The sequence below is a fragment of the Actinomadura sp. SCN-SB genome (assembly GCF_043906805.1).
Taxonomy (GTDB): domain Bacteria; phylum Actinomycetota; class Actinomycetes; order Streptosporangiales; family Streptosporangiaceae; genus Spirillospora.
In genome coordinates this window covers 17,115-40,686 of sequence record NZ_JBIMPP010000020.1, presented here as the reverse complement: position 1 = coordinate 40,686, position 23,572 = coordinate 17,115, and the positions used below count along the sequence as shown (strand labels likewise).

Annotated in this window: 19 protein-coding genes and 1 pseudogene; 13 read left to right on the top strand and 7 right to left on the bottom strand. The window is 72.8% G+C overall.

The window, feature by feature from the left end; translation table 11 throughout:
• Window positions 1-124: 124 nt before the first annotated feature.
• The 5 genes and pseudogenes from ACGWYJ_RS15635 to ACGWYJ_RS15615 form a co-directional block, all read left to right on the top strand.
• Window positions 125-967: pseudogene (locus ACGWYJ_RS15635) on the top strand (ABC transporter ATP-binding protein); the annotation flags it as partial.
• A 26-nt stretch (window positions 968-993) separates the two neighbouring features.
• Entirely contained in the window at window positions 994-1,755 is a 762-nt protein-coding gene (locus ACGWYJ_RS15630; RefSeq protein WP_395106692.1) for an ABC transporter permease, read from the top strand.
• Window positions 1,752-2,447, top strand: a complete 696-nt coding sequence (locus tag ACGWYJ_RS15625; RefSeq protein WP_395106691.1) for an ABC transporter permease — start codon at window positions 1,752-1,754, stop codon at window positions 2,445-2,447. Before ACGWYJ_RS15630 ends, ACGWYJ_RS15625 begins: the two co-directional genes overlap by 4 nt.
• Window positions 2,448-2,509: 62 nt before the next feature.
• Window positions 2,510-3,418, top strand: a complete 909-nt coding sequence (locus ACGWYJ_RS15620; protein ID WP_395106690.1) for an ABC transporter substrate-binding protein — start codon at window positions 2,510-2,512, stop codon at window positions 3,416-3,418.
• A 187-nt stretch (window positions 3,419-3,605) separates the two neighbouring features.
• Window positions 3,606-4,559, top strand: coding sequence for a hypothetical protein (locus ACGWYJ_RS15615; RefSeq protein ID WP_395106689.1), 954 nt, complete (start codon window positions 3,606-3,608; stop codon window positions 4,557-4,559).
• On the opposite strand, the gene ACGWYJ_RS15610 is transcribed toward ACGWYJ_RS15615, so the two are convergent.
• A complete protein-coding gene (locus ACGWYJ_RS15610; RefSeq protein WP_395106688.1) occupies window positions 4,553-5,317 on the bottom strand; it encodes an IclR family transcriptional regulator in 765 nt (254 codons plus the stop codon). The genes ACGWYJ_RS15615 and ACGWYJ_RS15610 overlap by 7 nt on opposite strands.
• Window positions 5,318-5,408: 91 nt before the next feature.
• On the opposite strand from ACGWYJ_RS15610, the gene hutH reads away from it, so the two are divergent.
• From hutH to hutI, 6 genes are all read left to right on the top strand, one after another.
• Window positions 5,409-6,953, top strand: a complete 1,545-nt coding sequence (hutH, locus tag ACGWYJ_RS15605) for a histidine ammonia-lyase (protein WP_395106687.1) — start codon at window positions 5,409-5,411, stop codon at window positions 6,951-6,953.
• 11 nt (window positions 6,954-6,964) lie between these two features.
• Window positions 6,965-8,623 carry a urocanate hydratase gene (gene hutU, locus ACGWYJ_RS15600; RefSeq protein WP_395106686.1) on the top strand — a complete coding sequence of 553 codons (1,659 nt, stop codon included), beginning with the start codon at window positions 6,965-6,967 and terminating at the stop codon, window positions 8,621-8,623.
• Window positions 8,620-9,822, top strand: coding sequence for an allantoate amidohydrolase (locus tag ACGWYJ_RS15595; protein ID WP_395106685.1), 1,203 nt, complete (start codon window positions 8,620-8,622; stop codon window positions 9,820-9,822). The genes hutU and ACGWYJ_RS15595 overlap by 4 nt, the downstream gene beginning before the upstream one ends.
• A gap of 10 nt (window positions 9,823-9,832) precedes the next feature.
• Window positions 9,833-11,212, top strand: a complete 1,380-nt coding sequence (locus tag ACGWYJ_RS15590; RefSeq protein ID WP_395106684.1) for a formimidoylglutamate deiminase — start codon at window positions 9,833-9,835, stop codon at window positions 11,210-11,212.
• 81 nt (window positions 11,213-11,293) lie between these two features.
• The gene (locus ACGWYJ_RS15585) at window positions 11,294-12,202 is read left to right on the top strand and encodes a hypothetical protein (protein WP_395106683.1); all 909 of its coding nucleotides are present in this window, start codon (window positions 11,294-11,296) and stop codon (window positions 12,200-12,202) included.
• Window positions 12,203-12,223: 21 nt separating this feature from the next.
• The gene (gene hutI / locus ACGWYJ_RS15580) at window positions 12,224-13,390 is read left to right on the top strand and encodes an imidazolonepropionase (RefSeq protein WP_395106682.1); all 1,167 of its coding nucleotides are present in this window, start codon (window positions 12,224-12,226) and stop codon (window positions 13,388-13,390) included.
• Here hutI and ACGWYJ_RS15575 read toward each other — a convergent pair.
• Both ACGWYJ_RS15575 and sppA read right to left on the bottom strand, forming a co-directional pair.
• Window positions 13,377-13,814 (bottom strand): flavin reductase family protein, encoded by a 438-nt coding sequence (locus ACGWYJ_RS15575; RefSeq protein ID WP_395106681.1) that lies wholly within the window; start codon window positions 13,812-13,814, stop codon window positions 13,377-13,379. The two genes, hutI and ACGWYJ_RS15575, sit on opposite strands and share 14 nt — an antisense overlap.
• 47 nt (window positions 13,815-13,861) lie before the next feature.
• Entirely contained in the window at window positions 13,862-15,565 is a 1,704-nt protein-coding gene (sppA, locus tag ACGWYJ_RS15570; RefSeq protein ID WP_395106680.1) for a signal peptide peptidase SppA, read from the bottom strand.
• 36 nt (window positions 15,566-15,601) lie between these two features.
• On the opposite strand from sppA, the gene ACGWYJ_RS15565 reads away from it, so the two are divergent.
• Window positions 15,602-16,462, top strand: a complete 861-nt coding sequence (locus ACGWYJ_RS15565; protein ID WP_395106679.1) for an NUDIX domain-containing protein — start codon at window positions 15,602-15,604, stop codon at window positions 16,460-16,462.
• Here the strand turns inward: ACGWYJ_RS15565 and glgB are convergent.
• Together glgB and ACGWYJ_RS15555 are read right to left on the bottom strand one after the other, a co-directional pair.
• Window positions 16,459-18,717, bottom strand: coding sequence for a 1,4-alpha-glucan branching protein GlgB (gene glgB / locus ACGWYJ_RS15560; protein WP_395106678.1), 2,259 nt, complete (start codon window positions 18,715-18,717; stop codon window positions 16,459-16,461). The genes ACGWYJ_RS15565 and glgB overlap by 4 nt on opposite strands.
• A 213-nt stretch (window positions 18,718-18,930) precedes the next feature.
• Window positions 18,931-19,149, bottom strand: a complete 219-nt coding sequence (locus ACGWYJ_RS15555; RefSeq protein ID WP_395106677.1) for a hypothetical protein — start codon at window positions 19,147-19,149, stop codon at window positions 18,931-18,933.
• 202 nt (window positions 19,150-19,351) lie between these two features.
• On the opposite strand from ACGWYJ_RS15555, the gene ACGWYJ_RS15550 reads away from it, so the two are divergent.
• On the top strand, window positions 19,352-20,119 hold the full coding sequence (locus ACGWYJ_RS15550) for a GntR family transcriptional regulator (RefSeq protein WP_395106676.1): 768 nt from the start codon (window positions 19,352-19,354) through the stop codon (window positions 20,117-20,119).
• A gap of 9 nt (window positions 20,120-20,128) precedes the next feature.
• Here the strand turns inward: ACGWYJ_RS15550 and ACGWYJ_RS15545 are convergent, their stop codons facing one another.
• Both ACGWYJ_RS15545 and treS read right to left on the bottom strand, forming a co-directional pair.
• Window positions 20,129-21,694 (bottom strand): phosphotransferase, encoded by a 1,566-nt coding sequence (locus tag ACGWYJ_RS15545; protein WP_395106675.1) that lies wholly within the window; start codon window positions 21,692-21,694, stop codon window positions 20,129-20,131.
• A 12-nt stretch (window positions 21,695-21,706) separates the two neighbouring features.
• Window positions 21,707-23,482, bottom strand: coding sequence for a maltose alpha-D-glucosyltransferase (gene treS, locus ACGWYJ_RS15540; protein WP_395106754.1), 1,776 nt, complete (start codon window positions 23,480-23,482; stop codon window positions 21,707-21,709).
• Window positions 23,483-23,572 lie beyond the last annotated feature (90 nt).

The window sequence follows — 23,572 nt, the reverse complement described above, 5'->3', positions numbered from 1 at the left end:
GCTACTGTTGGTCGAGCGGCGGAGATCGATCTCCGCCCGGTAGGCGGTGCCAGATGGCAGTGGAAGAGCCAGTCGGCGGGAGAAGAACGGCGTTGCACCGGCGCCCGACGAGGACGTGAACCCCTTGATCACCTTTGCGGGCGTGACCAAGCGTTACCCCGACGGGACCGTGGCGGTGGACGGGCTCGACCTGGAGATCCCCTCGCGCCGGATCACCGTCCTCGTGGGACCGTCCGGCTGCGGCAAGACCACCACCCTGCGCATGATCAACCGGATGGTGGAGGCCACCGAGGGCACCGTCGCCATCGACGGCCGCGACGTGCGCGACAGCGACCCCCCGACGCTGCGGCGCGGCATCGGCTACGTGATCCAGCAGGCCGGGCTGTTCCCGCACCGCACCATCCTCGACAACATCGCCACCGTCCCCTACCTGCTGGGCTGGGACAAGAAGAAGGCCAGGGCGCGCTCGCGCGAGCTGATGGAGCGGGTCGGCCTCGACCCCGCCCTGGCCGGACGTTACCCCGCGCAGCTGTCGGGCGGCCAGCAGCAGCGCGTCGGCGTGGCCAGGGCGCTGGCCGCCGACCCGCCGATCATGCTGATGGACGAGCCGTTCAGCGCCGTCGACCCGATCGTGCGCGGCGGCCTCCAGGAGGAGCTGCTGCGCCTGCAAAGCGAGCTGGAGAAGACGATCGTCTTCGTCACCCACGACATCGACGAGGCGGTCAGGCTCGGCCACCGCATCGCCGTGTTCGGCGTCGGCGGCCGGCTCGCGCAGTACGCCACCCCCGACGAGCTGCTCGCCGAGCCCGCCGACGACTTCGTCCGCGACTTCCTCGGCGGCGAGCGCGGCATCAAGCGCCTGCGCTTCTTCCGTGACCTGGACGCGTCCGGCCCGGACGCGTCCGAGGGGGTCACGGAAGACCCGGCGGAGACCACGAAGGGCTCCGCCGAGGGCGCGGCGCGGCCGGCCGCGGCGGCGGATCGGTGATCCCGATGCCGCTCGGGCGGGCCGTGGCGGCGGCCCCCGACGACGAGCCGCTGATCCGGTGGGACTGGGTCTCCCGCAACCTGGACGGGCCGATCGCCGAGGCGCTGCGTGAGCACCTGATCCTCTCGTTCACCCCGGTGCTGCTGGGCCTGGCGATCGCGCTGCCCGTCGGCCTGGCCTGCGCGCGCTACCGGCGGCTCTACCCGCCGGTGCTGGCGGCCACCAGCGTGCTGTACGCGATCCCGGCGATCGGCCTTTTCGTGATCTTCGTGGCGTTCACCGGGATCACCTATCCCGCGGTGATCGTCCCGCTGTCCCTCTACACGCTGTCGGTGCTGGTCCCCAGCGTGGTGGACGGCCTGCGCTCGGTCCCCGAGCACGTGCGGCGGTCCGCGGAGGCGATGGGCTTCGGCCCGCTGCGGCGGCTGGTGCGGGTCGAGCTGCCCATCGCCGTCCCGGTCGTGATGGCCGGGCTGCGGGTGGCCACCGTCGCCAACATCAGCCTGGTCAGCGTGGGCGCCCTGATCGGCATCGGCGGGCTCGGCCAGCTCATGGTCACCGGGATGAAGTGGCCCGGCGGCGGCTTCACCACCCCGGTCATCGTGGCCATCGCGCTGATCATCGCGCTGGCGCTGGTGGCCGACCTGCTCCTGCTGCTCGTCCAGCGGCTGCTGACCCCGTGGCAGCGCGCCGGGCGTGCCGATCGCACCGGCCGCCGCGGCCGCCCGGCCCGGCGGGCCGCCGAGCGGGAGGTGGCCAAGACATGAACGCGATCTGGGAGGCCCTGGGCTGGTTCGGCCGGTCCGGGCAGTGGACGGGCGCCGACGGCATCCCCGCGCGGATCCTGGAGCACCTGTGGTACTCGCTGCTCGCGTTCGCGATCACCATGCTGATCGCGCTGCCGCTGGGCCTGGTGCTCGGCCACCTGCGCCGCGGCCGGCCCGCCGCGGTGGCCGGCTTCCTGGTGATGTCCTCGGCGAACGCGGCCCGCGCGCTGCCGACCCTGGGACTGCTGATCCTCGCGGTGATCGTCACCAGCGCCGGCGACCTGGTCCCGATCCTCATCCCGCTGATCGCGCTGGCCGTCCCGCCGGTGCTGGTCAACACCTACGCGGGCGTCCAGCAGGTGGAGCCGGGCCTGCGGGACGCGGCGGAGGGCATGGGCATGACCGGCCGCCAGGTGCTGCTGCGCGTCGAGCTGCCCGTCGCGATGCCGCTGGTGCTGCTCGGCCTGCGCACCGCCCTGATCCAGATCATCTCCACCGCCACGATCGCGGCCTCCGTCGGGCTGGGCGGGCTCGGCCGCTACATCGTCGACGGCTACGCCCGGCGGGACTACGGCAGCATGGCGGGCGGCGCGATCCTCGTGATCGCGCTGGCCGTCCTCACGCAGGCCGCGTTCGCCCTCCTGTACCGCTACGCGGTGTCGGCGGGAGTACGGCAGTGGGCCGCGTCCTGAACTCGCACCATCCCGGCCGGGCGCCCGAAGCGTCCGGTACCCCGGAGGAAGGAACACCACAGATGTCCCGGATGATTCGCGGCGCCGCCGTGCTGGTCGCGGCCGTGCTGGCGGTGAGCGCGTGCGGAGGCGGCGACGACCCCCTCGCCGGGGACGGCGGCGGCTCGGCCATCACCATCGGCGGCGCCGACTTCCCCGAGAGCGGGCTGCTCGGCGAGATCTACGCCCAGGCACTGGAGGCCAAGGACGTCAAGGTCACCCGCAAGTTCGGCATCGGGTCCCGCGAGGTCTACTACAACCAGGTCAAGAGCGGCGCCATCCAGGTGTTCCCCGAGTACAACGGGGCGCTGCTGGCCCACATCGACCAGGAGAACCCGGCCAGCACCACCCAGGAGGTGGACGCCGCCCTCAGGCAGAAGCTCCCGCCGGAGCTGGAGGTGCTCACCCCGTCCCAGGCCGAGAACAAGGACTCGCTGGTCGTCACCAAGGCGACCGCCGACAAGTACAAGCTCACCAAGATCGACGACCTGAGGTCCGTCGCCGGTGAGCTGATCGTCGGCGGCCCGCCGGAGTTCAAGACCCGCCAGCAGGGCCTGGTCGGCCTGGAGAAGGTGTACGGGCTGAAGTTCAAGCAGTTCAAGTCCCTGGACACCGCGGGCCCGATCACCGTGTCCAACCTGCAGAAGGACCAGGTGCAGGCGGCCGACCTGTTCTCCACCGACCCGGCCATCCAGAAGAACGGCTTCGTCGCCCTGCAGGACACCAAGAACGTCTTCGGCGCCCAGAACGTCCTGCCGCTGGTCTACAAGTCCAAGGTGAACGACACCGTCCGCGCGACGCTGAACGCGGTGTCGGCCAAGCTCACCACGGCCGGGCTCCTGGAGATGAACACGGAGATGTCCGAGAAGAAGACCGACCCGGAGACCGTCGCCAAGGACTGGCTCACCAAGAACGGCATCATCTCCGGCTGACCCACGGCGCCCTCGCCGTGCCCTTATCTCGGGTCCTCACCTCGCGCCCTCATCCGCCCTGTCACGGGGCCGGGTGAGGGCGCGTCCTCATCCCCGGTATCGACCCCGGTAGCGCGTGGCCGAGGACGGCCGACGAGATTCCCAGAAAGCATGCCTGAGTGTGATCAGATCCTTACACTCGGTCGGTATGGGGCATCGGGCGCATTACGTAATCAAGAGCGGTGGGTTCTGGGAACGGTATTACTCGCAGTGCGGTGGCTACACGCTTGAGCTCGACCTGTTGACGGGACCCACGGCGGCGACGCGGTTCGCCAGGGGGCAGCGGCCGTTCGGGACGTGGATGTACAACACCGAGTGCGATGGCGCCGCCCTCATCGATCATGATGAACGCCGGCTGCTGTGGTTCTCCCGGTTCCTCGGGGCCGTGGCGTACCGGCAGGCGGTCCTGGACGTGATCGAGCGCATGTGGGCGGGCTGGCGGATCGACTGGGCGTACGGCGGGCTGCCCGAGATCCGGCGGGCGCTGGGCGATGACGACGGGATGCGGCCGTGGGCGTTCCGTGACCTGACCCCGGCCTCGGAGGATCGGCCGCCGTGCCTGCTCACGGTGGAGAAGGACGCGACCGTGCGGGCCTACATGGTGGCCGAGGGGGCGCATGCGGTCCTCGGGCACGATCTCGACTCGCTGATGCGCTACTGCGAGCGGTGGAGGCCGGTCCGCGTGTGGCCGTGCCTGCCGTCCAGCGGGGTGCATCTGGACGTGGACCACCGCGCCGGAGGCGCCTGGACGCTCGGGCTCGTGGACGCGCGCGGCCCCGGCTGGCCCGGGTGGTCGTGGGAGCACTGGGAAGACCGCCATTCCGAGCAGCTGAGCAGGGCCGGGCGGGCGATCGACCTGCCGGCGGTCGACCGGTTGGCGGGGCTGCGGATGCTGGGCGAGGAGTTCGACAGGCACCGCGGGCTGGACGCGGGCACGCCCGTGACGGCGCAGTTGCTGGAGTTCGCCGGGGCGCTGAGGGGCGCGGCGGAGTCCGTGGGGATGTCGGTGGCCGCCGGTGACGCGCCGGGGCACGGTCCCCTGGACCCGACCGAGGAGGAGCGGGGCCGGGTGCGCGCGGTGCTGGCGGCGCTGCGTCACTGAGCCGGGGCCCGTCCGGTCAGGCGGGCGGTGAGGGCGGCGGCCGTGGCCTGGACGGGGGCGGCCAGGTCGGGCCAGGTCTCTACGGGGTGGTCGGCGCGCCGGAAGGTGAGGGTGATGGCGGCGGTGGGATGGGCGTTGTGGTCGAAGGCGCAGGCGGCGATGCTGGCCAGGCCCTCGGTGATGTAGCCGTCCTCCATGGACCAGCCGCGCCGGGCGTCCTCTCGCAGGCCGCGGCGTAGTTCGCGCAGGGACGTGGGACCGTGGCCCGTCCGGGTGACGAACGGGCCGGGGAACAGGGCGCGCAGCTGGGCCGGTGGCAGGTGCGCGAGCATCGAGCGTCCGCTGGCGGTGAGGTGGGCGGGCATCCGGACGCCGACGTCGGTGACGAGGGTGACGTGCCGGGGCGGTTGCTCCTTGAGCAGGTAGAGGGTCTCCGCGCCGTGCAGGACGCCGAGCTGGACGATCTCGCCGACCCTGTCGACCAGGCGGCGCAGCAGGGGCCGCGCCAGGCGTTCCAGGGGGCCGTGCCGCAGGTACGCCGAGCCGATCTCGAACGCGGCGACGCCCAGGCCCCAGCGGCGTTCCTCCGGGACGTGGGCCACGAAGCCGTCCTCGGCCATGGCGGCGAGCAGGTGGTAGGTGGTGGAGCGCGGCAGGCCGAGGTCGCGGGCGATCGCGGAGGCGGGGAGGGGGCCCGCCGAGGCCGCGAGCAGGCGCAGGACGGCGAGCGCCCGGCGGGCGGCGGGGGCTTGGCTCATGGCCCCAGTGTCCCCCACAGGTCTCGTATCCGAGACGGTATGCGGTCGGGGCCGGTCCCGCGCGCCCACGTCTGGCCTGTGCAATGGGGGTATGGAAGACGGCATGGTCGAGGTGGGGCCCGAGCCGCTCGCCTTCGCGCAGGTCGAGGCGGTGGCCAGGGACGGGGCGAAGGTCGTGCTGACCGATCGGGCGGTGAGGCTGATCGGGGAGGCGCGGGCGCACATCGAGGAGCTGGCGTCCCGCCCGCTGCCGGTGTACGGGGTGTCGACCGGGTTCGGCGCCCTGGCGACCCGGCATATCGCGCCCGAGCTGAGGGCGCGGCTCCAGCTGAACATCGTCCGGTCGCACGCGGCGGGGTCGGGGCCGGAGGTGGAGCGGGAGGTCGTGCGGGCGCTGATGCTGCTGCGGCTGCGGACCCTGGCCACGGGACGCACGGGCGTCCAGCCGGTGACGGCGAGGACGCTCGCGGCGCTGCTCAACGCGGGCATCACCCCGGTCGTGCACGAGCACGGCAGCCTGGGATGCTCGGGGGACCTCGCCCCGCTCGCCCATGTCGCGCTCGCGCTGATCGGCGAGGGCGAGGTGAGGGACGCGGCGGGTGAGCTGCGGCCGGCCGCGAGCGCGCTGGCCGAGGCCGGGATCGAGCCGGTCACGCTGGGCGCCAAGGAGGGGCTCGCCCTGCTGAACGGGACCGACGGGATGCTCGGCATGCTCGTCCTGGCGATACGCGACCTGTCCCGGCTGCTCACCGCCGCCGACCTGGCCGCCGCGATGTCCGTCGAGGCGCTGCTGGGGACCGATCGGGTGTTCGCCGAGGACCTGCACGCGCTGCGACCGCATCCGGGGCAGGGCAGGTCGGCCGCCAACCTGCGGGCGCTGCTGGCCGGCTCGGAGATCATGGAATCGCATCGCGGGCCCGACTGCACGCGGGTGCAGGACGCCTACTCGCTGCGCTGCTCGCCCCAGGTGAACGGCGCGGCCCGCGACACGCTGGCGCACGCCGAGCTGGTGGCGTCCCGGGAGCTGGCGAGCGCCGTCGACAACCCGGTGGTGCTTCCGGACGGGAGGGTGGAGTCCAACGGCAACTTCCACGGCGCGCCCATCGCCTACGTGCTGGACTTCCTGGCCATCCCGGTCGCGGACGTGGCGTCGATGTCGGAGCGGCGCACCGACCGGATGCTCGACCGGGCGCGCTCGGGCGGCCTGCCCGCGTTCCTCGCCGACGATCCGGGGGTCGACTCCGGGCACATGATCGCCCAGTACACCCAGGCGGCGCTGGTCTCCGAGCTGAAGCGGCTGGCGGTGCCCGCGTCCGCCGACTCGATCCCCAGCTCGGCGATGCAGGAGGACCACGTCTCGATGGGCTGGAACGCCGCCCGCAAGCTGCGCCGCGCGGTGGACGGGCTCGCCCAGGTGGTCGGGATCGAGATCCTCACCGCCGCCCGCGCCCTCGACCTGCGCCGCCCGCTGCGTCCCGGACCGGCCACCGCCGCCGTGGTCGCCGCTCTGCGCGAGCGGGTGCCCGGCCCCGGGCCCGACCGCTACCTGGCTCCAGAGATCGCCGCAGCGACCGAGCTGGTGCGGGACGGGACGCTGGTGGCCGCAGCCGAATCCGTCACCGGCCGACTCGCCTAAGGAGACGTCACATGTCCGGTCCCCGTCCCGTGCGCGCGCCGCGCGGAACCTCGCTGACGCATGCCAAGGGCTGGCCGCAGGAGGCGGCCCTGCGCATGCTGATGAACAACCTCGACCCCGAGGTGGCCGAGCATCCCGACGAGCTGATCGTGTACGGGGGCTCGGGGAGGGCGGCCCGCGACTGGGCCTCGTTCGACGCGATCGCCCGGTCGCTGGCCGATCTGGAGGGGGACGAGACGCTGCTCGTCCAGTCCGGCAGGCCGGTCGGGGTCTTCCGCACGCACGAGTGGGCGCCGCGGGTGCTGCTGGCCAACTCCAACCTGGTGCCGCAGTGGGCGACGTGGGAGGAGTTCCGCAGGCTGGAGGCGCTCGGGCTGACCATGTTCGGGCAGATGACCGCGGGTTCGTGGATCTACATCGGCACGCAGGGCATCCTCCAGGGGACCTACGAGACGTTCGCCGCCGTCGCGGGCAAGAGGTTCGGCGGGTCCCTCGCCGGGACGATCACGCTGACCGCGGGGCTCGGCGGGATGGGCGGGGCGCAGCCGCTGGCCGTGACGATGAACGGCGGCGTCGCGATCTGCGTGGAGTGCGACCCGTCCCGGATCGAGCGGCGCGTCGAGCACCGCTACTGCGATGTGCGGGCCGGCTCGCTGGACGAGGCCCTGCGGATGGCGGAGGAGGCGAAGGCGCAGAGGCGCGCGCTGTCGATCGCCGTGCTCGGCAACGCCGCCGACGTCGTCCCGGAGGTGCTGCGCCGGGGCGCGCCGATCGACATCGTCACCGACCAGACCAGCGCGCACGACCCGCTGCGGTACCTGCCGAGCGGCGTCGCGTTCGAGGACTGGGCCGACGAGCGCGACAAGGACCGGGAGGGTTTCGTCGCCAGGGCCCGCGCGTCCATGGCCGTCCACGTCGAGGCGATGGTCGGGTTCCTGGACGGGGGCGCGGAGGTCTTCGACTACGGCAACTCGATCCGCGGTGAGGCGCGGCTGGCGGGCTACGACCGGGCGTTCGCGTTCCCCGGGTTCGTGCCCGCGCACATCCGGCCGCTGTTCTGCGAGGGCAAGGGCCCGTTCCGGTGGGCGGCGCTGTCCGGCGACCCCGCCGACATCGCCCGCACCGACCGGGCGATCCTCGACCTGTTCCCGGAGAACGAGGCGCTGGCGCGGTGGATCAGGATGGCGGGGGAGCGGGTGCGCTTCCAGGGCCTGCCGTCGCGGATCTGCTGGCTCGGGTACGGGGAGCGCGACAAGGCCGGGGCCGTGTTCAACGACCTGGTGGCGCGGGGCGAGATCAGCGCGCCGCTGGCGCTGGGCCGCGACCATCTCGACGCCGGCTCGGTGGCGTCCCCGTACCGGGAGACCGAGGCGATGGCGGACGGCTCGGACGCGATCGCCGACTGGCCGCTGCTGAACGCCCTGCTCAACACCTCGTCCGGCGCGACATGGGTGTCGATCCACCACGGCGGCGGCGTCGGCATCGGGCGGTCCGTCCACGCCGGTCAGGTGTGCGTCGCGGACGGCACCGAGCTGGCCGCGCGGAAGCTCGAACGCGTCCTGACCAACGACCCCGGCACCGGCGTGATGCGGCACGCCGACGCGGGCTACGAGCGCGCCCGGGAGGTCGCCGCCGAACGCGGCGTGCGGATCCCCATGCAGGAGTCATGAGCTTCACGGAGATGTGGGAGGCGTTGCTGCCCATCGGGCGGGACGCCGAGAGCGGGGGTTATCACCGGTTCGCCTGGACCCCCGCCGAGCTGGAGTGCCGGGACTGGTTCAGGGACGAGGCGCTCCGCCGCGACCTGGCCGTGGAGGGCGACGCGAACGGCAACCTGTTCGCCTGGTGGTACCCGGAGGGCGCGCGCGGCCCGGCGGTCCTGACCGGGAGCCATCTGGACTCGGTGCCGGGCGGCGGCGCGTACGACGGGCCGCTCGGCATCGTGTCGGCGTTCGCCGCGATCGACCTGCTCCGCGAGCGCGGCGCGCGCCCGGGCCGTCCCATCGGGGTCGCGGCGTTCGCCGAGGAGGAGGGGGCCAGGTTCGGCGTGGCGTGCCTGGGGTCGCGCCTCCTCACCGGTGCGATCGGTCCCGAACGTGCCCGTGGCCTGCGCGACCGCGACGGGCTCCCGCTCGCGAGCGTGCTCGCCGCGAACGGCTTGGACCCGGAACGCATCGGCGAGGACCCCGGCCTGCTGTCCCGGATCGGCTGCTTCATCGAACTGCACGTCGAGCAGGGCCGCGCCCTGCGCGAGGACCGGCCCGTAGGGGTGGCGAGCGCGATCGTCCCGCACGGCCGGTGGCGGTTCGGGTTCGCGGGGGAGGGGAACCACGCGGGCACGACCCTTCTGGCCGACCGCCGCGACCCCATGCTCCCCTTCGCGGAGATGGTGCAGGCCGCGCGCCGGGCCGCCGTCCGCCACGGGACGCTGGCGACGGTCGGCCGGGTCGAGGTGGTGCCGAACGGGGTGAACGCCATCCCGTCCGCCGTCACCGCCTGGCTGGACGCCCGCGGCCCCGCCGACGAGTCCGTGCGGGCGACCGTGGCGGAGGTCCGGGAGGAGGCCCGCCGCGCCGCCCGTGAGCACGGGGTCACCGTGGACCTCGCCGAGGAGTCCTACACCCCCGTCGTCGGGTTCGACACCGCTCTCCGTGACCGGGTCGCCGGGGTCCTCGGCGGCGCGCCCGTCCTGCCCACGGGCGCTGGCCATGACGCGGGGATCCTGGCCGCGCGGATGCCCACCGCGATGCTGTTCGTCCGGAACCCGACCGGGGTGTCGCACGCGCCCGCCGAGCACGCCGAGCCGGACGACTGCCTGGCCGGTGTGGAGGCCCTCGCCGCCGTGCTCGACGACGTCGCCGCCGGGTAGGACATTCGCTATGCAGTGGTTCGCCGAGTTCGCCTGGCTTGGGGACGAGGTGGCCGCCGACGTGCTCATCGAGGCCGACGGCGAGCGCTTCACCAGCGTCACCCGCGGCGTGCCGGCCCCTCCGGGGACCCCCGTCCTCCGTGGTCTGACCCTCCCCGGCCTGGCCGACGCCCACTCCCACGCCTTCCACCGCGCCCTCCGAGGCCGCGTCCAGGCCGAGCCGGCCCGGCCGGGCGGATCCGGTCCGCCGCGCGGGCCCGGCACCTTCTGGACGTGGCGCGACCAGATGTACAGGGTCGCCGACCGGATCGGCCCCGACGCCTATCGCGCGCTCGCCACGGCCGTCTACGCCGAGATGGCCCTCGCCGGGATCAGCTGCGTGGGCGAGTTCCACTACCTGCACCACAGGCCGGGCGGCGACCCGTACGACGACCCCAACGCCATGGGGGAGGTGCTGATCGCCGCGGCGGCGGACGCCGGCATCCGGATCACCCTGCTCGACACCTGCTACCTCACGGGCGGCATCGACCGGCCCCTCATGGGCCCGCAACTGCGGTTCGGCGACGGCAGCGTGGGCAACTGGGCGCGCCGCGTGGACAGCCTGTACGAGCACACCGACAAGGGCGGGCGGTCGCACGCCCGCGTCGGCGCCGCGATCCATTCCGTGCGGGCCGTCCCGCCCGAGCAGATCCGCTCCGTCGCCGGGTGGGCCAAGGAGCGCCGAGCGCCGCTGCACGTCCACCTGTCCGAGCAACCGGCGGAGAACGAGGCGTGCCAGGAGGCGTACGGCGTCACCCCCACTCGTCTCCTGGCCGAGTGCGGAGCGCTGGGCGCCCGCACCGTGGCCGTCCACGCCACCCACCTCACCTCCGACGACATCGGCCTGCTGGGCACCACCATGACCGGTGTGTGCATGTGCCCCACCACCGAGCGGGACCTCGCCGACGGCATCGGCCCCGCTCGCGCGCTGTCCCGCGCCGGATCCCCCATCTGCCTCGGCTCGGACCAGCACGCGATGATCGACCTGTTCGAGGAGGCCCGCGCGGTCGAGCTGAACGAGCGGCTGCGGACCCGCGAGCGCGGCCACTGGACGGCCGGGGAACTGCTCGCCGCCGCGACCTGGAACGGCCACTACGCCCTCGGCTGGCCCGAGGCGGGGCGGCTGGAACCCGGCGCCTACGCCGATCTGGTCACGGTCGCGCTCGACTCCGTCCGTACCGTCGGCCCTGGACCTGCTCTCGCCGCTGAAACGGCGGTGTTCGCGGCGACGGCCGCCGATGTGCGCTCTGTCGTCGTATCGGGCCGTGAGATCGTCCGGGACGGGCGGCACCTGCTGGTGGACGACGTCGCCGGATCCCTGCGCGACGCCATCGCGGCGCTCGGCCACTGATCCGCTCGTTTCCCGGCGCGGCCGTCCCCGCCTGTGGTTACCTGCTGTGCCCGGATTCTCTCTTGAGCGGGGATGTGCCTGATGATGCGGCGTTTACTGCTGCTCGCTGCGGTGTTCACGATGCTCGGGGCGATGGCGGCCCCACCGGCCACCGCGGCGGCTCCCGCCGAGGTGGTCGACTCGGCCGGTGTCCTGCGCACCTCCGTCGTGCGCAGCGTCGCCAACGCGCTGCCCGGCCCCGTACGGATCCTCACCGCGCGCCGGCCCGCCACACAGGTCGCCTTCGGCTCGTGGGTCACCAGCAGGCGCACGCGGCCGGACATGCTGGTGATCGGGTACAACCCCTCGATCGACTACCTCTACTACAACGCGGGCCCGACCTCCGGCTACACGCGGTCGTCCCTGTCCCTGGCCGCCTCGGAGTTCCAGCGGACCGGGCGCCGGACCGGGGACCTGACCACCTCCCTCAACGCCATGCTGCTGTCGCTGCAGAGGTCGGCTCCCTCCCCCTCGGCGACGACGGCGGCGCCGACGCCGTCGTCCTCCTACACGCCGCCGGCCACCGGCACCGACACCGACAGCGGGACCGGGTTCCGCCGTGGCCGCGGCATCGGGCGCCTCGTCCTGTTCGGTGGGATCGCGGTCGTGCTCCTGATCGTCGGTGCCATCGCCAAGGCGGTGTCGGGCGGAAGCAAGCGTTCCGGCATGCCCCCCGGTCCGGGCATGCCGCCGATGGGCCCGCCGTATCCGCCCATGCCCGGCCAGCCCATGCCGGGTCAGCCTCCGGCCCCGGTCGGCGCGCCGTACCCGCCGCAGCCGGGCGTTCCCTATCCGCCGCAGCCGCAGCCGCAGTATCCGCCGCAGCCCGCCTACCCGCCCGCGCCGCAGGGCGCGCCGCCGCCACCCGCGCCTTACCCGCCGCCCCCTCCTTCCGGGCACGGGTACCCGCCGCCGGGCCAAGGAGGCCCTCCGCCTCCTCCCTCGTGGTGACCTCCATGCGACCCTGAACGGGTGAGCATCGCGATCATCAACATCGGGGAGCTGGTCACCAACCGTCCCGGCCTGGGCGAGGGCCCGCTGGGGCTGCTCGCGGACGCGGCACTGGTGATCGACGGCGGTGTGATCGCCTGGGTCGGGCCCTCCTCAGCGGTGCCCGCCGCCGACGAGTCGTACGACGCCGGGGGCCGGGCCGTCCTGCCCGGGTTCGTGGACTCGCACGCCCACCTGGTGTTCGCGGGCGAGCGCGCCGCGGAGTTCGCCGCCCGGATGAGCGGCCGCCCGTACGCGGCGGGAGGCATCCGCACCACCGTCGCCAGGACCCGCGCCGCCACCGACGACGACCTGCGGGCCAACCTGCGCCGCCTCGTCGCCGAGATGGCCCGGCAGGGGACCACCACCGTGGAATGCAAGTCCGGCTACGGACTGTCGGTCGCGCAGGAGGAGCGCGCCGTGCGCATCGCGGCCGAGGTCGCCGACGAGGTGACGTTCCTGGGCGCGCACGTCGTCCCGTCCGAGTACGGCGACGACCCGCAGGGCTACGCGCGGCTGGTCTCGACCGAGATGCTGGCCGCCTGCGCCCCGCACGCCCGCTGGATCGACGTCTTCTGCGAGAAAGGCGCGTTCGACGCCGACCAGGCCCGCGAGATCCTGCGCGCGGGCGTCGGCGCGGGCCTGCTGCCGCGCCTCCACGCCAACCAGCTCCACGCCGGACCGGGCGTCCGGCTCGCCGTGGAGCTGGACGCGGCGTCCGCCGACCACTGCACGTTCCTCACCGATGACGACGTCGACGCTCTCGCGGGCTCGCGAACCGTCGCGACCCTCCTGCCGGGGGTCGAGTTCTCCACCCGCCAGCCCTACCCCGACGCCCGCCGCCTCCTGGACGCGGGCGCGACCGTCGCCCTCGCCACCGACTGCAACCCCGGCTCCTGCTACAGCTCCAGCATGGCCTTCTGCATCGCGGTCGCCGTACGGGACATGCGCATGACCCCGGCGGAGGCCGTCTGGTCCGCCACGGCCGGAGGCGCGGCGGCCCTGCGCCGCACCGACGTGGGCCACCTGGACGTGGGCGCACGCGCGGACGTGCAGGTGCTGGACGCCCCGTCCCACATCCACCTCGCCTACCGGCCCGGCGTCCCGCAGACGTTCGCCGTCTGGAAGGCGGGGGCTAGGACGGTGTGACGTAGCGGCGGTTGACGCGGATGAGAGGCGTCGCGTCGCGGGTCACGTAGTCGGCCGACAGCACCTCCGCCAGGAACAGCGTGTGGTCGCCGGCCTCGACGCGGTCGCGGGTCTCGCACTCCAGGGCGGTGAGGCCGTGGTCGGGGATCAGCGCGTCCGACTCCGGGCCGCGGTGATGCGGCTCGGCGGCCAGGAGGATGCGGGCGCCGGGACGGCCCTCGGCGGCGAACCGCCCGGCCAGGGCGCGCTGCCCGGCGCTCAGCACGGTGACGGCCCAGCGGTCCTGGACGGTCAGCACCTCGGTCAGGTACGAACCGGACGCGACCCCGACCGCGATCATGGGCGGGTCCAGGGAGACCGACATGAGCGAGGTGACGGTCGTGCCGATGTCGTCACGCCCGTCCCGGACGGTGAGGACGGCCACACCGGTCGCGAAGCAGGAGATCGCGTCGGTGTAGCCGGTGAGGGCCGTCAGCGGATCTCCCAGGCGCCCGGCAGGGTCAGCGGGCCGGTCGCGGGCAGCCCCAGCCGCGCCGCCAGGCCGCCCAGCGAACCCCAGGCGTCGAAGCGGGCGCGGGCGGCGGTGCGGTCCTCGCTGGACTCCGGCTGGCGCAGCCGCTCCAGCGGCGACACCTGCGGGTACGCGCGGATCGGGGCGTCCTCGGGCAGCCTGGCGCGCTCGCGCGCCAGGTCGAACGCCAGGTCGAGGCCGCCCAGCTCGTCCACGAGACCGTTGGCCTTGGCGTCGGCGCCGGTCCAGACGCGGCCGCGGGCCAGCTCGTCCATCCGTTCCCTCGACAGGCCGCGGCCCTCGGCGGCCTTGGCGGTGAAGTCGTCGTAGATCCGGTCGAGCAGCGCGTCGACGCGTTCCCACTCCGAGGAGCTGAAGTCCTTGGTGACGCTGAGCAGCCGGGAGTGCTCGCCCTCGGCGACGCTGCCCATCCCGATCCCGGCCCGGTCCAGCAGCCCGTTGATCACGGGCTTGCCGAACACCACCCCGATCGACCCGGTGAGGGTGCCGGGCTGGGCGACGATGGTGTCGGCGGCCATCGCCACGTAGTAGCCGCCGGACGCGGCCACGTTGCCCATCGAGACGATCACGGGTTTGCCCGCCTTGCGCGCCAGCACCACCTCCCGCCAGATCGCGTCGGAGGCCACCGCGGAGCCGCCGGGGCTGTTCACCCGGAACACGATCGCCTTGACCCGGTCGTCGCGGACGGCGGCGCGCAGGGCGGCGCCGATGGTGTCCGAGCCCATCGCGGTGCCCTGGCCGGGCAGGGGGCCGCCGCGCCCGCTGCGGCCGAGCCGGATCGGGCCCTGCCCGTTGATCAGGGCGATGGCGTCGTTCTTGCCCGGCCGCGGCAGCCGCTTGGCGAGGCCGTGGGCGCGGTTGTAGCGGGCGAGGTAGCGAAGCTGGGCGTCGTCGCCGACCTGGGCGCGCACGTCGGCGTAGACCTCGTCGCGGTAGCCGAGCCTGTCGACCAGCCCGGCCTCCAGGGCCTCGTCCGCCAGCAGGGGGCCGCGGTCCATCAGCTCCCGCACCCGCTCCCGGCTCAGCCCGCGCCCGGTGGCGATCCCGTCGATGACCTGTTCGGTGACGGAGGTGACCACGCGCTGGGACGACTCGCGGTGCGCGGGCGTGTAACCCTTCTCGACGAAGGTGTTGGCCGCGGTCTTGTACTCGTGCCGCTGCGCGAACCTGGGCTGGATGCCCGCCTTCTCCAGCGCCCCGGCGAAGAACGGCTCCTCCAGCGCCAGGCCCATCAGGCCCACGTCACCGGACGGCTGGACGTACACCCGTTCGAACACCGACGCCAGGTAGTAGGGGACGGTGCCGCGCCCGGCCTCGCCGAAGCTCTCCGCCCAGGCGACGGTGAGCGTGCCCGCGTCCCGTACCGCCTGGACGGCCTCGCGCAGCTCCTGTACCACCGCCAGGCCGATCCCGCCGGTGATCTTGACCACCAGAGCCTTCACCCGGTCGTCGCCGCGTGCCCGGCGCAGCCCGTCCAGGACGTCCCGCAGCTGGTTGCGGCGTATCGACATCAGCGCGGACAGGGGGTCGGCGGGTGCCGCCTCCACCATCCCGTCGGTCAGGTCGAGCTCCAGGATCAGGGGCGCGGTGCGCCGCTCGCGTGCCTGCTGGATGATGCTGACGACTGTGCCGGGATCGACCATGGACCCACCTTATGCGCTGGCCGCTAGGGTCTCCCCATGGGAGGCGACGGTGACGGCTGGGCCCAATGCGAGCGCGGGCACTCGCATTGGGGCCGGTTCGGCGCGGCTGGGCTGATGGCCTACCACCGTGACCCCGACGGCCAGGTCTGGGTGCTGCTCCAGCAACGGGCCTGGTGGGGCATCGGCGGCGGGACGTGGGGCATGTTCGGCGGCGCCATCCACAGCAACGAGGACCCGGTGTCGGGCGCGCTGCGCGAGACCGCCGAGGAATGCACGCTGGACACGCGGCGGGTCGAAGTGCACGGCATCCTGGTGGAGGACCATGGCGGCTGGCAGTTCGCCTCCGTGGTCGGCCGTGTCCCCGAACTGGAACAGGTGCGTCCCGCGTCCAGGGAGACGCGGAAGGCGGCGTGGGTGACGGAGGACAAGGTCACCGACAAGCGCCTGTTCCCGCCCTTCGAACGGGCCTGGCCGCGGTTGCGCAAGTCGCTCAGGCGGCTGGTGCTGGTGGTGGACGCGGCGAACGTGGTCGGTGCCAGGGCGGACGGCTGGTGGAAGGACAGGCCCGCCGCCAACGCGCGCCTGCGCGACGACCTGGCCGCCCTGAAGGAAGGCGTGTCGGGCCTGCCCGCGGGCGTCGTCCCGTACGACAGCTGCTTCCCCGAGATCGTGCTGGTGGTGGAGGGCGAGGCCCGGAGCATCGCGGGTGAGCCCTCGGACGGGGTACGGGTCGTGGCCGCACAGGGCAGCGGCGACGACCAGATCGTCGACCTGGTCGGCCGGCGGGATCCGGACGCCGACTATCTGGTCGTCACCGCGGACCGCGAGCTTCGCGCGCGCAGCGAGGCCGCCGGGGCGTCGGTCGTGGGGCCGCGCTGGCTGCTGAGCTGTCTCTAGCCTGCCTCTGGGGCCTCTGGGGCCTCCGGGGCCAGGAAGACGGCTCCGAGGGGCGGAACGCGGATGAGAGCGGACGCGGGCATCGCGTGCTGCGGCTCGTCGGTCGCCTGGACCCGTCCCAGGTTCCCTACGCCACTGCCGCCGTATTCGTACGCGTCGGTGTTGAGCAGTTCGCGCCAGGGACCGGAGTGGGGGAGACCCACCCGGTAGTTCTCGTGCGGCGCGCCGGAGAAGTTCACCACGCACGCCACGACCGGCTGCCGCATCACCTCCGGCTCGGTGCTGCCGTAACGCAGGTAGGTGAGGGTGTTGCCGGCGGCGTCGTTGGCGTCGATCCAGCGGAAGCCCTCCGGGACGGTGTCCATGCTGTACAGCGCGGGCTGGGACTTGTAGAGGTGGTTCAGGTCGCGGACGAGCCTCTGGACGCCGAGATGGTTGGCGCCTTCGGAGGCGTCGTGCAGCAGCCACCAGTCCAGCGACCGCTCCTCGGCCCACTCGGCGCCCTGCCCGAACTCCGACCCCATGAACAGCAGTTGCTTGCCCGGGTGCGACCACATGTACGCGAGCAGGACGCGCAGGCCCGCGAACTTCTGCCAGGTGTCGCCGGGCATCTTGCCCAGCAGCGACCCCTTGAGATGCACCACCTCGTCATGGGACAGCGGCAGCACGTAGTTCTCGGAGAAGGCGTAGACCAGCGAGAACGTGATCTCGCCGTGGTGGTAGCTGCGGAAGACGGGGTCGTGCCGCAGGTACTCCAGCGTGTCGTGCATCCACCCCATGTTCCATTTGAAGCCGAAGCCGAGCCCGCCCAGGTGGGTGGGACGGGACACGCCGGGCCAGGCCGTGGACTCCTCGGCGATCGTCATGATGCCGGGGTTGCGCTTGTAGGCGGTGGCGTTCATCTCCTGGAGGAAGGAGATGGCCTCCAGGTTCTCCCGCCCGCCGTAGATGTTGGGCGTCCACTCGCCGTCCTCGCGGGAGTAGTCCAGATAGAGCATCGAGGCCACGGCATCGACGCGCAGCCCGTCGATGTGGAACTCCTCCAGCCAGTAGAGGGCGTTGGCCACCAGGAAGTTGCGGACCTCCGCGCGGCCGAAGTTGAACACCAGCGTCCCCCAGTCGGGGTGCTCGCCGCGCGCCGGGTCCTCGTGCTCGTACAGCGGGGTGCCGTCGAAACGCGCCAGCGCCCACTCGTCCTTGGGGAAGTGCGCGGGCACCCAGTCGACGATGACACCGATCCCGGCCTGGTGCAGGCTGTCCACGAGGTGCCGGAAGTCGTCGGGGTCGCCGAAGCGCGAGGTGGGCGCGTAGTACGACGTCACCTGATACCCCCACGACGGCCCGTAGGGGTGTTCCGCGACGGGGAGCAGCTCCACGTGGGTGAAGCCCATGTCGCTCACGTACTGGGTGAGTTCCTTGGCCAGGTCCCGGTAGCTCAGGCCCGCGCGCCACGAGCCCAGGTGCACCTCGTACACGCTCATCGGCTCGCTCACCCACGAGCGTTCCTTGCGGCGGGTCATCCACCCGCCGTCGGCCCACTCGTACCGGGACGTGAACACCTTCGAGCCCGTGGCCGGGGGCACCTCGGTGGCCCGAGCCATGGGGTCGGCCTTGAGCCGCCACTGCCCGTCCGCGCCGAGCACCTCGTACTTGTAGACCTCCCCGTCGTCGACTCCGGGAATGAACAGCTCCCACACGCCTGTGGAGCCCAGCGAGCGCATCGGGTGCGCCCGTCCGTCCCAGTGGTTGAAGTCGCCCACCACGCGCACGCCCCGCGCGTTCGGCGCCCACACCGCGAACCCGGTGCCGGTCACCGCGCCGAACGCGGAGGCATAGGTGCGCACCTGCGCCCCCAGCGCCTTCCACAGCTCCTCGTGCCGTCCCTCGCTGATCAGGTGCAGGTCCAGCTCGCCGAGGGTGGGCAGGTGCCGGTACGGGTCGTCCTGGATGAGCTCGTCACCGTCGCCGTAGGTCACCGCGAGGCGGTAGTCGGGCACGGCGAGCGGCGCGGTGTCGGAGGAATCCCCCGCAAGGGACGCCTCCGGCGGCAGCGTGCCGACGAAGACGCCCTCGTGGTAGTGGCGCAGCTTGTGGCGGTCGCCGTTGGGCAGCACGACCTCGACGCGCTCGGCGAGGGGACGCAACGCGCGGACGGTGACCCCCTCCCGTTCCGGATGGGCGCCGAGGACACCGTGCGGATCGTGGTGCTCGCCCCCGACCAGCTTCTCGATCTCCTCACGTGTCACCCGTGCCATGAGCCCATGGCCTCCTCGCTCCGGGGGTCGTCGTATGCCCAAGCGTGCGCGTACGCCCCTAGGAATGCCCCGGGATCGGCGACTTTCACCTAGGAACGGGCCACGGCCCCCCGACCTCGAAGGCCCGGTCCGCCCCCGTCCACGGACCGGGCCCATCCCCCTTCCGGGGGACGCCCCCCGTCACCCGGGGGGTACAAGGCCGTCCCCTCTCCCTCAGCCGTGACCGCCGTTCCGCCTCGCCTGATCGATCAGCAGATCGCGCAGCCCCGCCGCGTCGTCGGCCGCCACCGTCATCGCGTGGCCCGCCTGGAGTTGCGCGTCGGTGAGGTCGCCGCTGCGGGTGGCGTACCAGCGGCCGGCGTCGCTGCGCCACACCAGCCAGCCGGGGAACTCCGCCTCGATGGCCGCCTTCAGATCCTCGAAGTCGCCCATCCAGGTCGTCCTTTCCTCGAGGAGGTTCTTCTGTATACAAAAGTCTTACTCGGCCTAAGAGGTGTCAAGCTGTCCGTAAGCGGACCGTCCCCCTCGGGTTAGCGGAAGAGCGGAAAGGAGGGGAAGCCGGCCTGGGAGCGGCGGCCCGGGTCCGACGACGCGCCGTGACGGGGGCGCGGCGCGCCGGGTACGAGGGAAGGTGATGCCGGTGCCGGACCGTCCGGCCTACCTGCGTATTGCCGAGCTGCTCCGGGGCCAGATCCGGGACGGCCGCTACCCGCAGGGCGCCCGGCTTCCGACGATGTCGGAGCTGTGCGCGGAGCACGGCGTGTCGGAGATCGTGGCGCGGCAGGCGATCGCCCTGCTGCGCGGGGAGGGGCTGGTGGAGACCCGCCGGGGCGGCGGGACGATCGTGAAGGTGACGCCCCCGGTCAGGCGGGTGGCGATGGACCGGTACCGCGCCGTCGTCGCCAAGCCGCTGGCCGTGCCCGCCACCACCTTCACCCATGACCAGCGGATCTCCTGGAACGAGTACCGGCTGGACCGCGAGTTCACCCGGACCGGGGCCGGAGCCGAGGTCGCCGCGCTGCTGGAGGTGCCGCCGGGCACCGAGGTGCTGCGCCGCCGCTTCGTGTTCCACGCGCGGGGCGAGCCGCAGCAGATCTCGGTGAACTACCTGCCCTGGGACGTGGTCGGCGGCACCCCGGTCGCCGATCCGGCGAACGAGCCGTGGCCCGGCGGCACCCTGGCCCAGCTCGCGTTCCTCGGCCACCCGCCGACCCGGGTGGAGGAGTCGGTGGGCTCCCGGATGCCGACTCCCGAAGAGGCCGAGACGCTGCGGATGACCGGCGGCGTCCCCGTGCTCACCATCACCCGCCGCATGCTGTCGGGGCCGCGCGTCATGGAGGTGTGCCGCGACATCGTGATCCCCGCCGACCGCGTGCTGCTCGACTACGCCATCGACCTGTAGCCGCGGGGGTCAGTCCTCCGGGGCGAGATGTGCGAGCGACCTCAGGGGGACGGGCAGCCAGGAGGGCCGGTTCTGCGCCTCGTAGCGGATCTCGTACACGGCCTTGTCCAGCTCCAGCGCGCGGACCAGGACCGTGTTGGCCGCGGGATCGGCGCCGCCCGCCTCCGCGTAGCCGCGGCAGAACGCGTCCCGGTTGCGGTCGGCCCAGGCCCGCGCGCGCAGCTCCAGCGTGTGCGCGGTCTCGGGGGACAGGCTGGCGTCGGCGGCGGGCAGGAAACGCGCCGCGTACTCGAAGGAGCGCAGCATCCCGGCCACGTCCCGCAGCGGGTTGGCCACGGCGCGGCGCTCATCGTACGGCCGGGCGGGCTCGCCCTCGAAGTCCAGCAGCACCCAGCCCTTCTCGGTACGCATGACCTGCCCGAGGTGGTAGTCGCCGTGGACGCGCTGCAGCGGCACCTCCCCGGCGGACTCGGCCAGCTCGTCGAAGGCCCGGCCGATCGGCCCGGCGTACCGTTCCAGCTCGGGCACCGTCCGGCACACCTCCGCGAGCTGCCGGTGCATGGCGGCGACCATCTCGCGGACGTCCTCGGGAGGCGCCATCGTGACGCCGAACGCCACCGCCAGGTCGCGGTGCACCGCCGCGGTGGCCGCGCCGAGCCGTTCCGCCTCGGCCGCGAAGTCGCCGCCGGCCGCGCCCGCGTCCAGCTCCGGCTCGGGCTCCTCCGCGGCCTCGGCCTTGGCCGCCTCCTCCTCGAAGCTGGGCCGCCGCGTCCCCGGAGGTCCCGGGACGGGCCCACGAGTGGCGGCGGGTCCCGGGGCGACGCCCGAGTCCGGCCCGCCTCCCGGGTACCGGCCCTGCCCGTCGGTGTCGGGAGAGGCCAGCCAGTCCCGCACGCTGGTGATCGCGAGCTGCCAGCCGTCGGTGCCGGTGCGCAGGTACTCCGACAGCAGCGCCAGCGTCACCGGCTCGTGACCGGCGCCGTCCTCCACCAGCTCGATCCAGCCGTGCACCGGGGCGACATGCGTGCTGCCCGCCTCGGTCAGCGCCAGGCTGACCTCCAGGTCCGGATCGACCCCCGGCGACAGCCTGCGGAACAGCTTGCAGATATAGGACTCCCCGAAGATCACCGAGGTGTTGGTCTGCTCGACCGACACCGGGATTCCGGTCAGGCCGGAGTCGATCTCGGCGCCGGGCGCCCGGCGGAACCGCAGCGGCCCGATCGTGGCCTCGTTCGCCATCCCCTCCAGCAGCACGCGGGTGAGGCCGGGATCGTGGACCGCCTCGTACAGGTGCGTCGCCTCGGGCGACTCGTAGATCTGGCCCGCCCGGACCCGCTCCGGCAGGTCGCCGGTGCGGATCCCGATCAGGAGCTGGTAGCGGTCGGTGACATCGCCCTGGCGGACCTCCGCCACCACGTGCTCCAGCACCGGCCCGCCCGGCTCGTCGACGGTGGCCAGCTCGGTGGCGGAGGTGACGGTGACCTCGTCGATCGGCCGGTCCTTGCCGGCGAACCAGCGCTGCCGCGGCAGCCAGTCGGCGAGCGGCTCCGTCAGGGGCCGGTCCAGCGTGCCCATGGCGCTATCACCTCAATCACCTCGTCGGCCCCCGGCCTCGTCGCCGGCGGTGTCCGCAGCCCGGCGCGGGTCGGGCGACCCGTCCGATCCGGGCGGCGGCGGGAGCAGGAACCAGTAGAAGCCGTGCCCGGGCAGCGTCAGCAGGTAAGGCAGTTCCCCGATCGGAGGGAACCGCACCCCGCCCATGCACTCGATCGGCGCCGACCCCTGGAACCGGCGCAGATCCAGCTCCACCGGCTGGGGGAAGCGCGACAGGTTGTTCACGCACAGGACGGTGTCCATGCCGCCCCAGTGGTTGGACTCGCCCTCGCCGATCTCCCGGACGAACGCCAGCACGCTGGGATTGGACGCGCTCAGCTCCACGTACGAGCCGACGCCGAACACCGGATGCCGCTGCCGGATCTCGATCATCTTGCGGGTCCAGTGCAGCAGCGAGCCGGGGTTGTTGCGCTGCGCCTCCACGTTGACGGCCTGGTAGCCGTAGATCGGGTCCATGATGACCGGCAGGTAGAGCCGCGCCGGGTCGCACAGCGAGAATCCGGCGTTGCGGTCCGGGGTCCACTGCATCGGGGTGCGCACCGCGTCCCGGTCGCCCAGCCAGATGTTGTCGCCCATGCCGATCTCGTCCCCGTAGTACAGGACGGGCGAGCCCGGCAGCGACAGCAGCAGCGCGGTGAACAGCTCCAGCTGGTTGCGGTCGTTGTCGAGCAGCGGTGCCAGCCGGCGCCTGATCCCGATGTTGGCCTTCATCCGGGGATCCTTGGCGTACTCGGCGTACATGTAGTCGCGTTCCTCGTCGGTGACCATCTCCAGCGTCAGCTCGTCGTGGTTGCGCAGGAAGATGCCCCACTGGCAGTTCTCCGGGATCTTCGGCGTCTGCGCCATGATCTCGGAGATGGGATAGCGCTGCTCGCGCCGCACCGCCATGAAGATCCGCGGCATCACCGGGAAGTGGAAGGCCATGTGGCACTCGTCGCCGCCCACCCCGGGGTCGCCGAAGTACTCCACCACGTCCGCGGGCCACTGGTTCGCCTCCGCCAGCAGCACCCGGTCGGGGTAGAGACGGTCCACCTCCGCCCGGACCCGCTTCAGGTACGCGTGCGTCTCGGGCAGGTTCTCGCAGTTGGTGCCCTCCCGCTCGTACAGGTACGGGACGGCGTCCAGGCGGAACCCGTCGATGCCCAGGTCCAGCCAGAACCGCAGCACCTCCAGCATCGCGTCCTGAACCGCGGGGTTGTCGTAGTTCAGGTCGGGCTGGTGGGAGAAGAAGCGGTGCCAGTAGTACTGGCCGCGCACCGGGTCGTAGGTCCAGTTCGAGGTCTCGGTGTCGACGAAGATGATCCGCGCCTCGGGGTAGCGCTCGTCGTCGTCCGACCACGCGTAGAAGTCGCCGAACGGGCCGTCCGGATCGGTGCGGGACGCCTGGAACCAGGGATGCTGGTCGCTGGTGTGGTTCATCACCAGGTCGGCGATCACCCGGATGCCGCGGGCGTGCGCCTCCTCGATCAGCTCGACGAAGTCGCCGAGCTCCCCGAAGTCCGGCAGGATCCGGGTGTAGTCGGCGATGTCGTAGCCGCCGTCCTTCAGCGGCGACTGGTAGATCGGCAGCAGCCACAGGCAGTCGACGCCCAGCCACTGCAGGTGGTCCAGCTTGGAGATCAGCCCGCGCAGGTCGCCGTAGCCGTCGTTGTTGGAGTCGGCGAAGCCGCGTACCGACACCTCGTAGAACACCGCGGTCTTGAACCAGTGGGGGTCGCGCGGCGTCTCCGGGTCGAACGCGTCCGGCACGGGCTCGAACGGCGTGCCGCCGGCGACGTCCGGCGGGATCTCGGTGATGGGCTCCTCTTCCGGCACGGGCCCCGGGGGCACGGGGTGGTT

Coding starts and splice junctions, on each gene's coding strand:
- ACGWYJ_RS15610 (WP_395106688.1), bottom strand. CDS start 5,317: ATGAGCCAAGCCCCCGCCGCCCGCCGGGCGCTCGCCGTCCTGCGCCTG.
- ACGWYJ_RS15565 (WP_395106679.1), top strand. CDS start 15,602: ATGGGAGGCGACGGTGACGGCTGGGCCCAATGCGAGCGCGGGCACTCG.
- hutU (WP_395106686.1), top strand. CDS start 6,965: ATGTCCGGTCCCCGTCCCGTGCGCGCGCCGCGCGGAACCTCGCTGACG.
- ACGWYJ_RS15585 (WP_395106683.1), top strand. CDS start 11,294: ATGATGCGGCGTTTACTGCTGCTCGCTGCGGTGTTCACGATGCTCGGG.
- ACGWYJ_RS15555 (WP_395106677.1), bottom strand. CDS start 19,149: ATGGGCGACTTCGAGGATCTGAAGGCGGCCATCGAGGCGGAGTTCCCC.
- ACGWYJ_RS15595 (WP_395106685.1), top strand. CDS start 8,620: ATGAGCTTCACGGAGATGTGGGAGGCGTTGCTGCCCATCGGGCGGGAC.
- ACGWYJ_RS15545 (WP_395106675.1), bottom strand. CDS start 21,694: ATGGGCACGCTGGACCGGCCCCTGACGGAGCCGCTCGCCGACTGGCTG.
- ACGWYJ_RS15550 (WP_395106676.1), top strand. CDS start 19,352: ATGCCGGTGCCGGACCGTCCGGCCTACCTGCGTATTGCCGAGCTGCTC.
- ACGWYJ_RS15590 (WP_395106684.1), top strand. CDS start 9,833: ATGCAGTGGTTCGCCGAGTTCGCCTGGCTTGGGGACGAGGTGGCCGCC.
- hutH (WP_395106687.1), top strand. CDS start 5,409: ATGGAAGACGGCATGGTCGAGGTGGGGCCCGAGCCGCTCGCCTTCGCG.
- sppA (WP_395106680.1), bottom strand. CDS start 15,565: ATGGTCGATCCCGGCACAGTCGTCAGCATCATCCAGCAGGCACGCGAG.
- ACGWYJ_RS15630 (WP_395106692.1), top strand. CDS start 994: ATGCCGCTCGGGCGGGCCGTGGCGGCGGCCCCCGACGACGAGCCGCTG.
- glgB (WP_395106678.1), bottom strand. CDS start 18,717: ATGGCACGGGTGACACGTGAGGAGATCGAGAAGCTGGTCGGGGGCGAG.
- ACGWYJ_RS15615 (WP_395106689.1), top strand. CDS start 3,606: ATGGGGCATCGGGCGCATTACGTAATCAAGAGCGGTGGGTTCTGGGAA.
- ACGWYJ_RS15625 (WP_395106691.1), top strand. CDS start 1,752: ATGAACGCGATCTGGGAGGCCCTGGGCTGGTTCGGCCGGTCCGGGCAG.
- ACGWYJ_RS15620 (WP_395106690.1), top strand. CDS start 2,510: ATGTCCCGGATGATTCGCGGCGCCGCCGTGCTGGTCGCGGCCGTGCTG.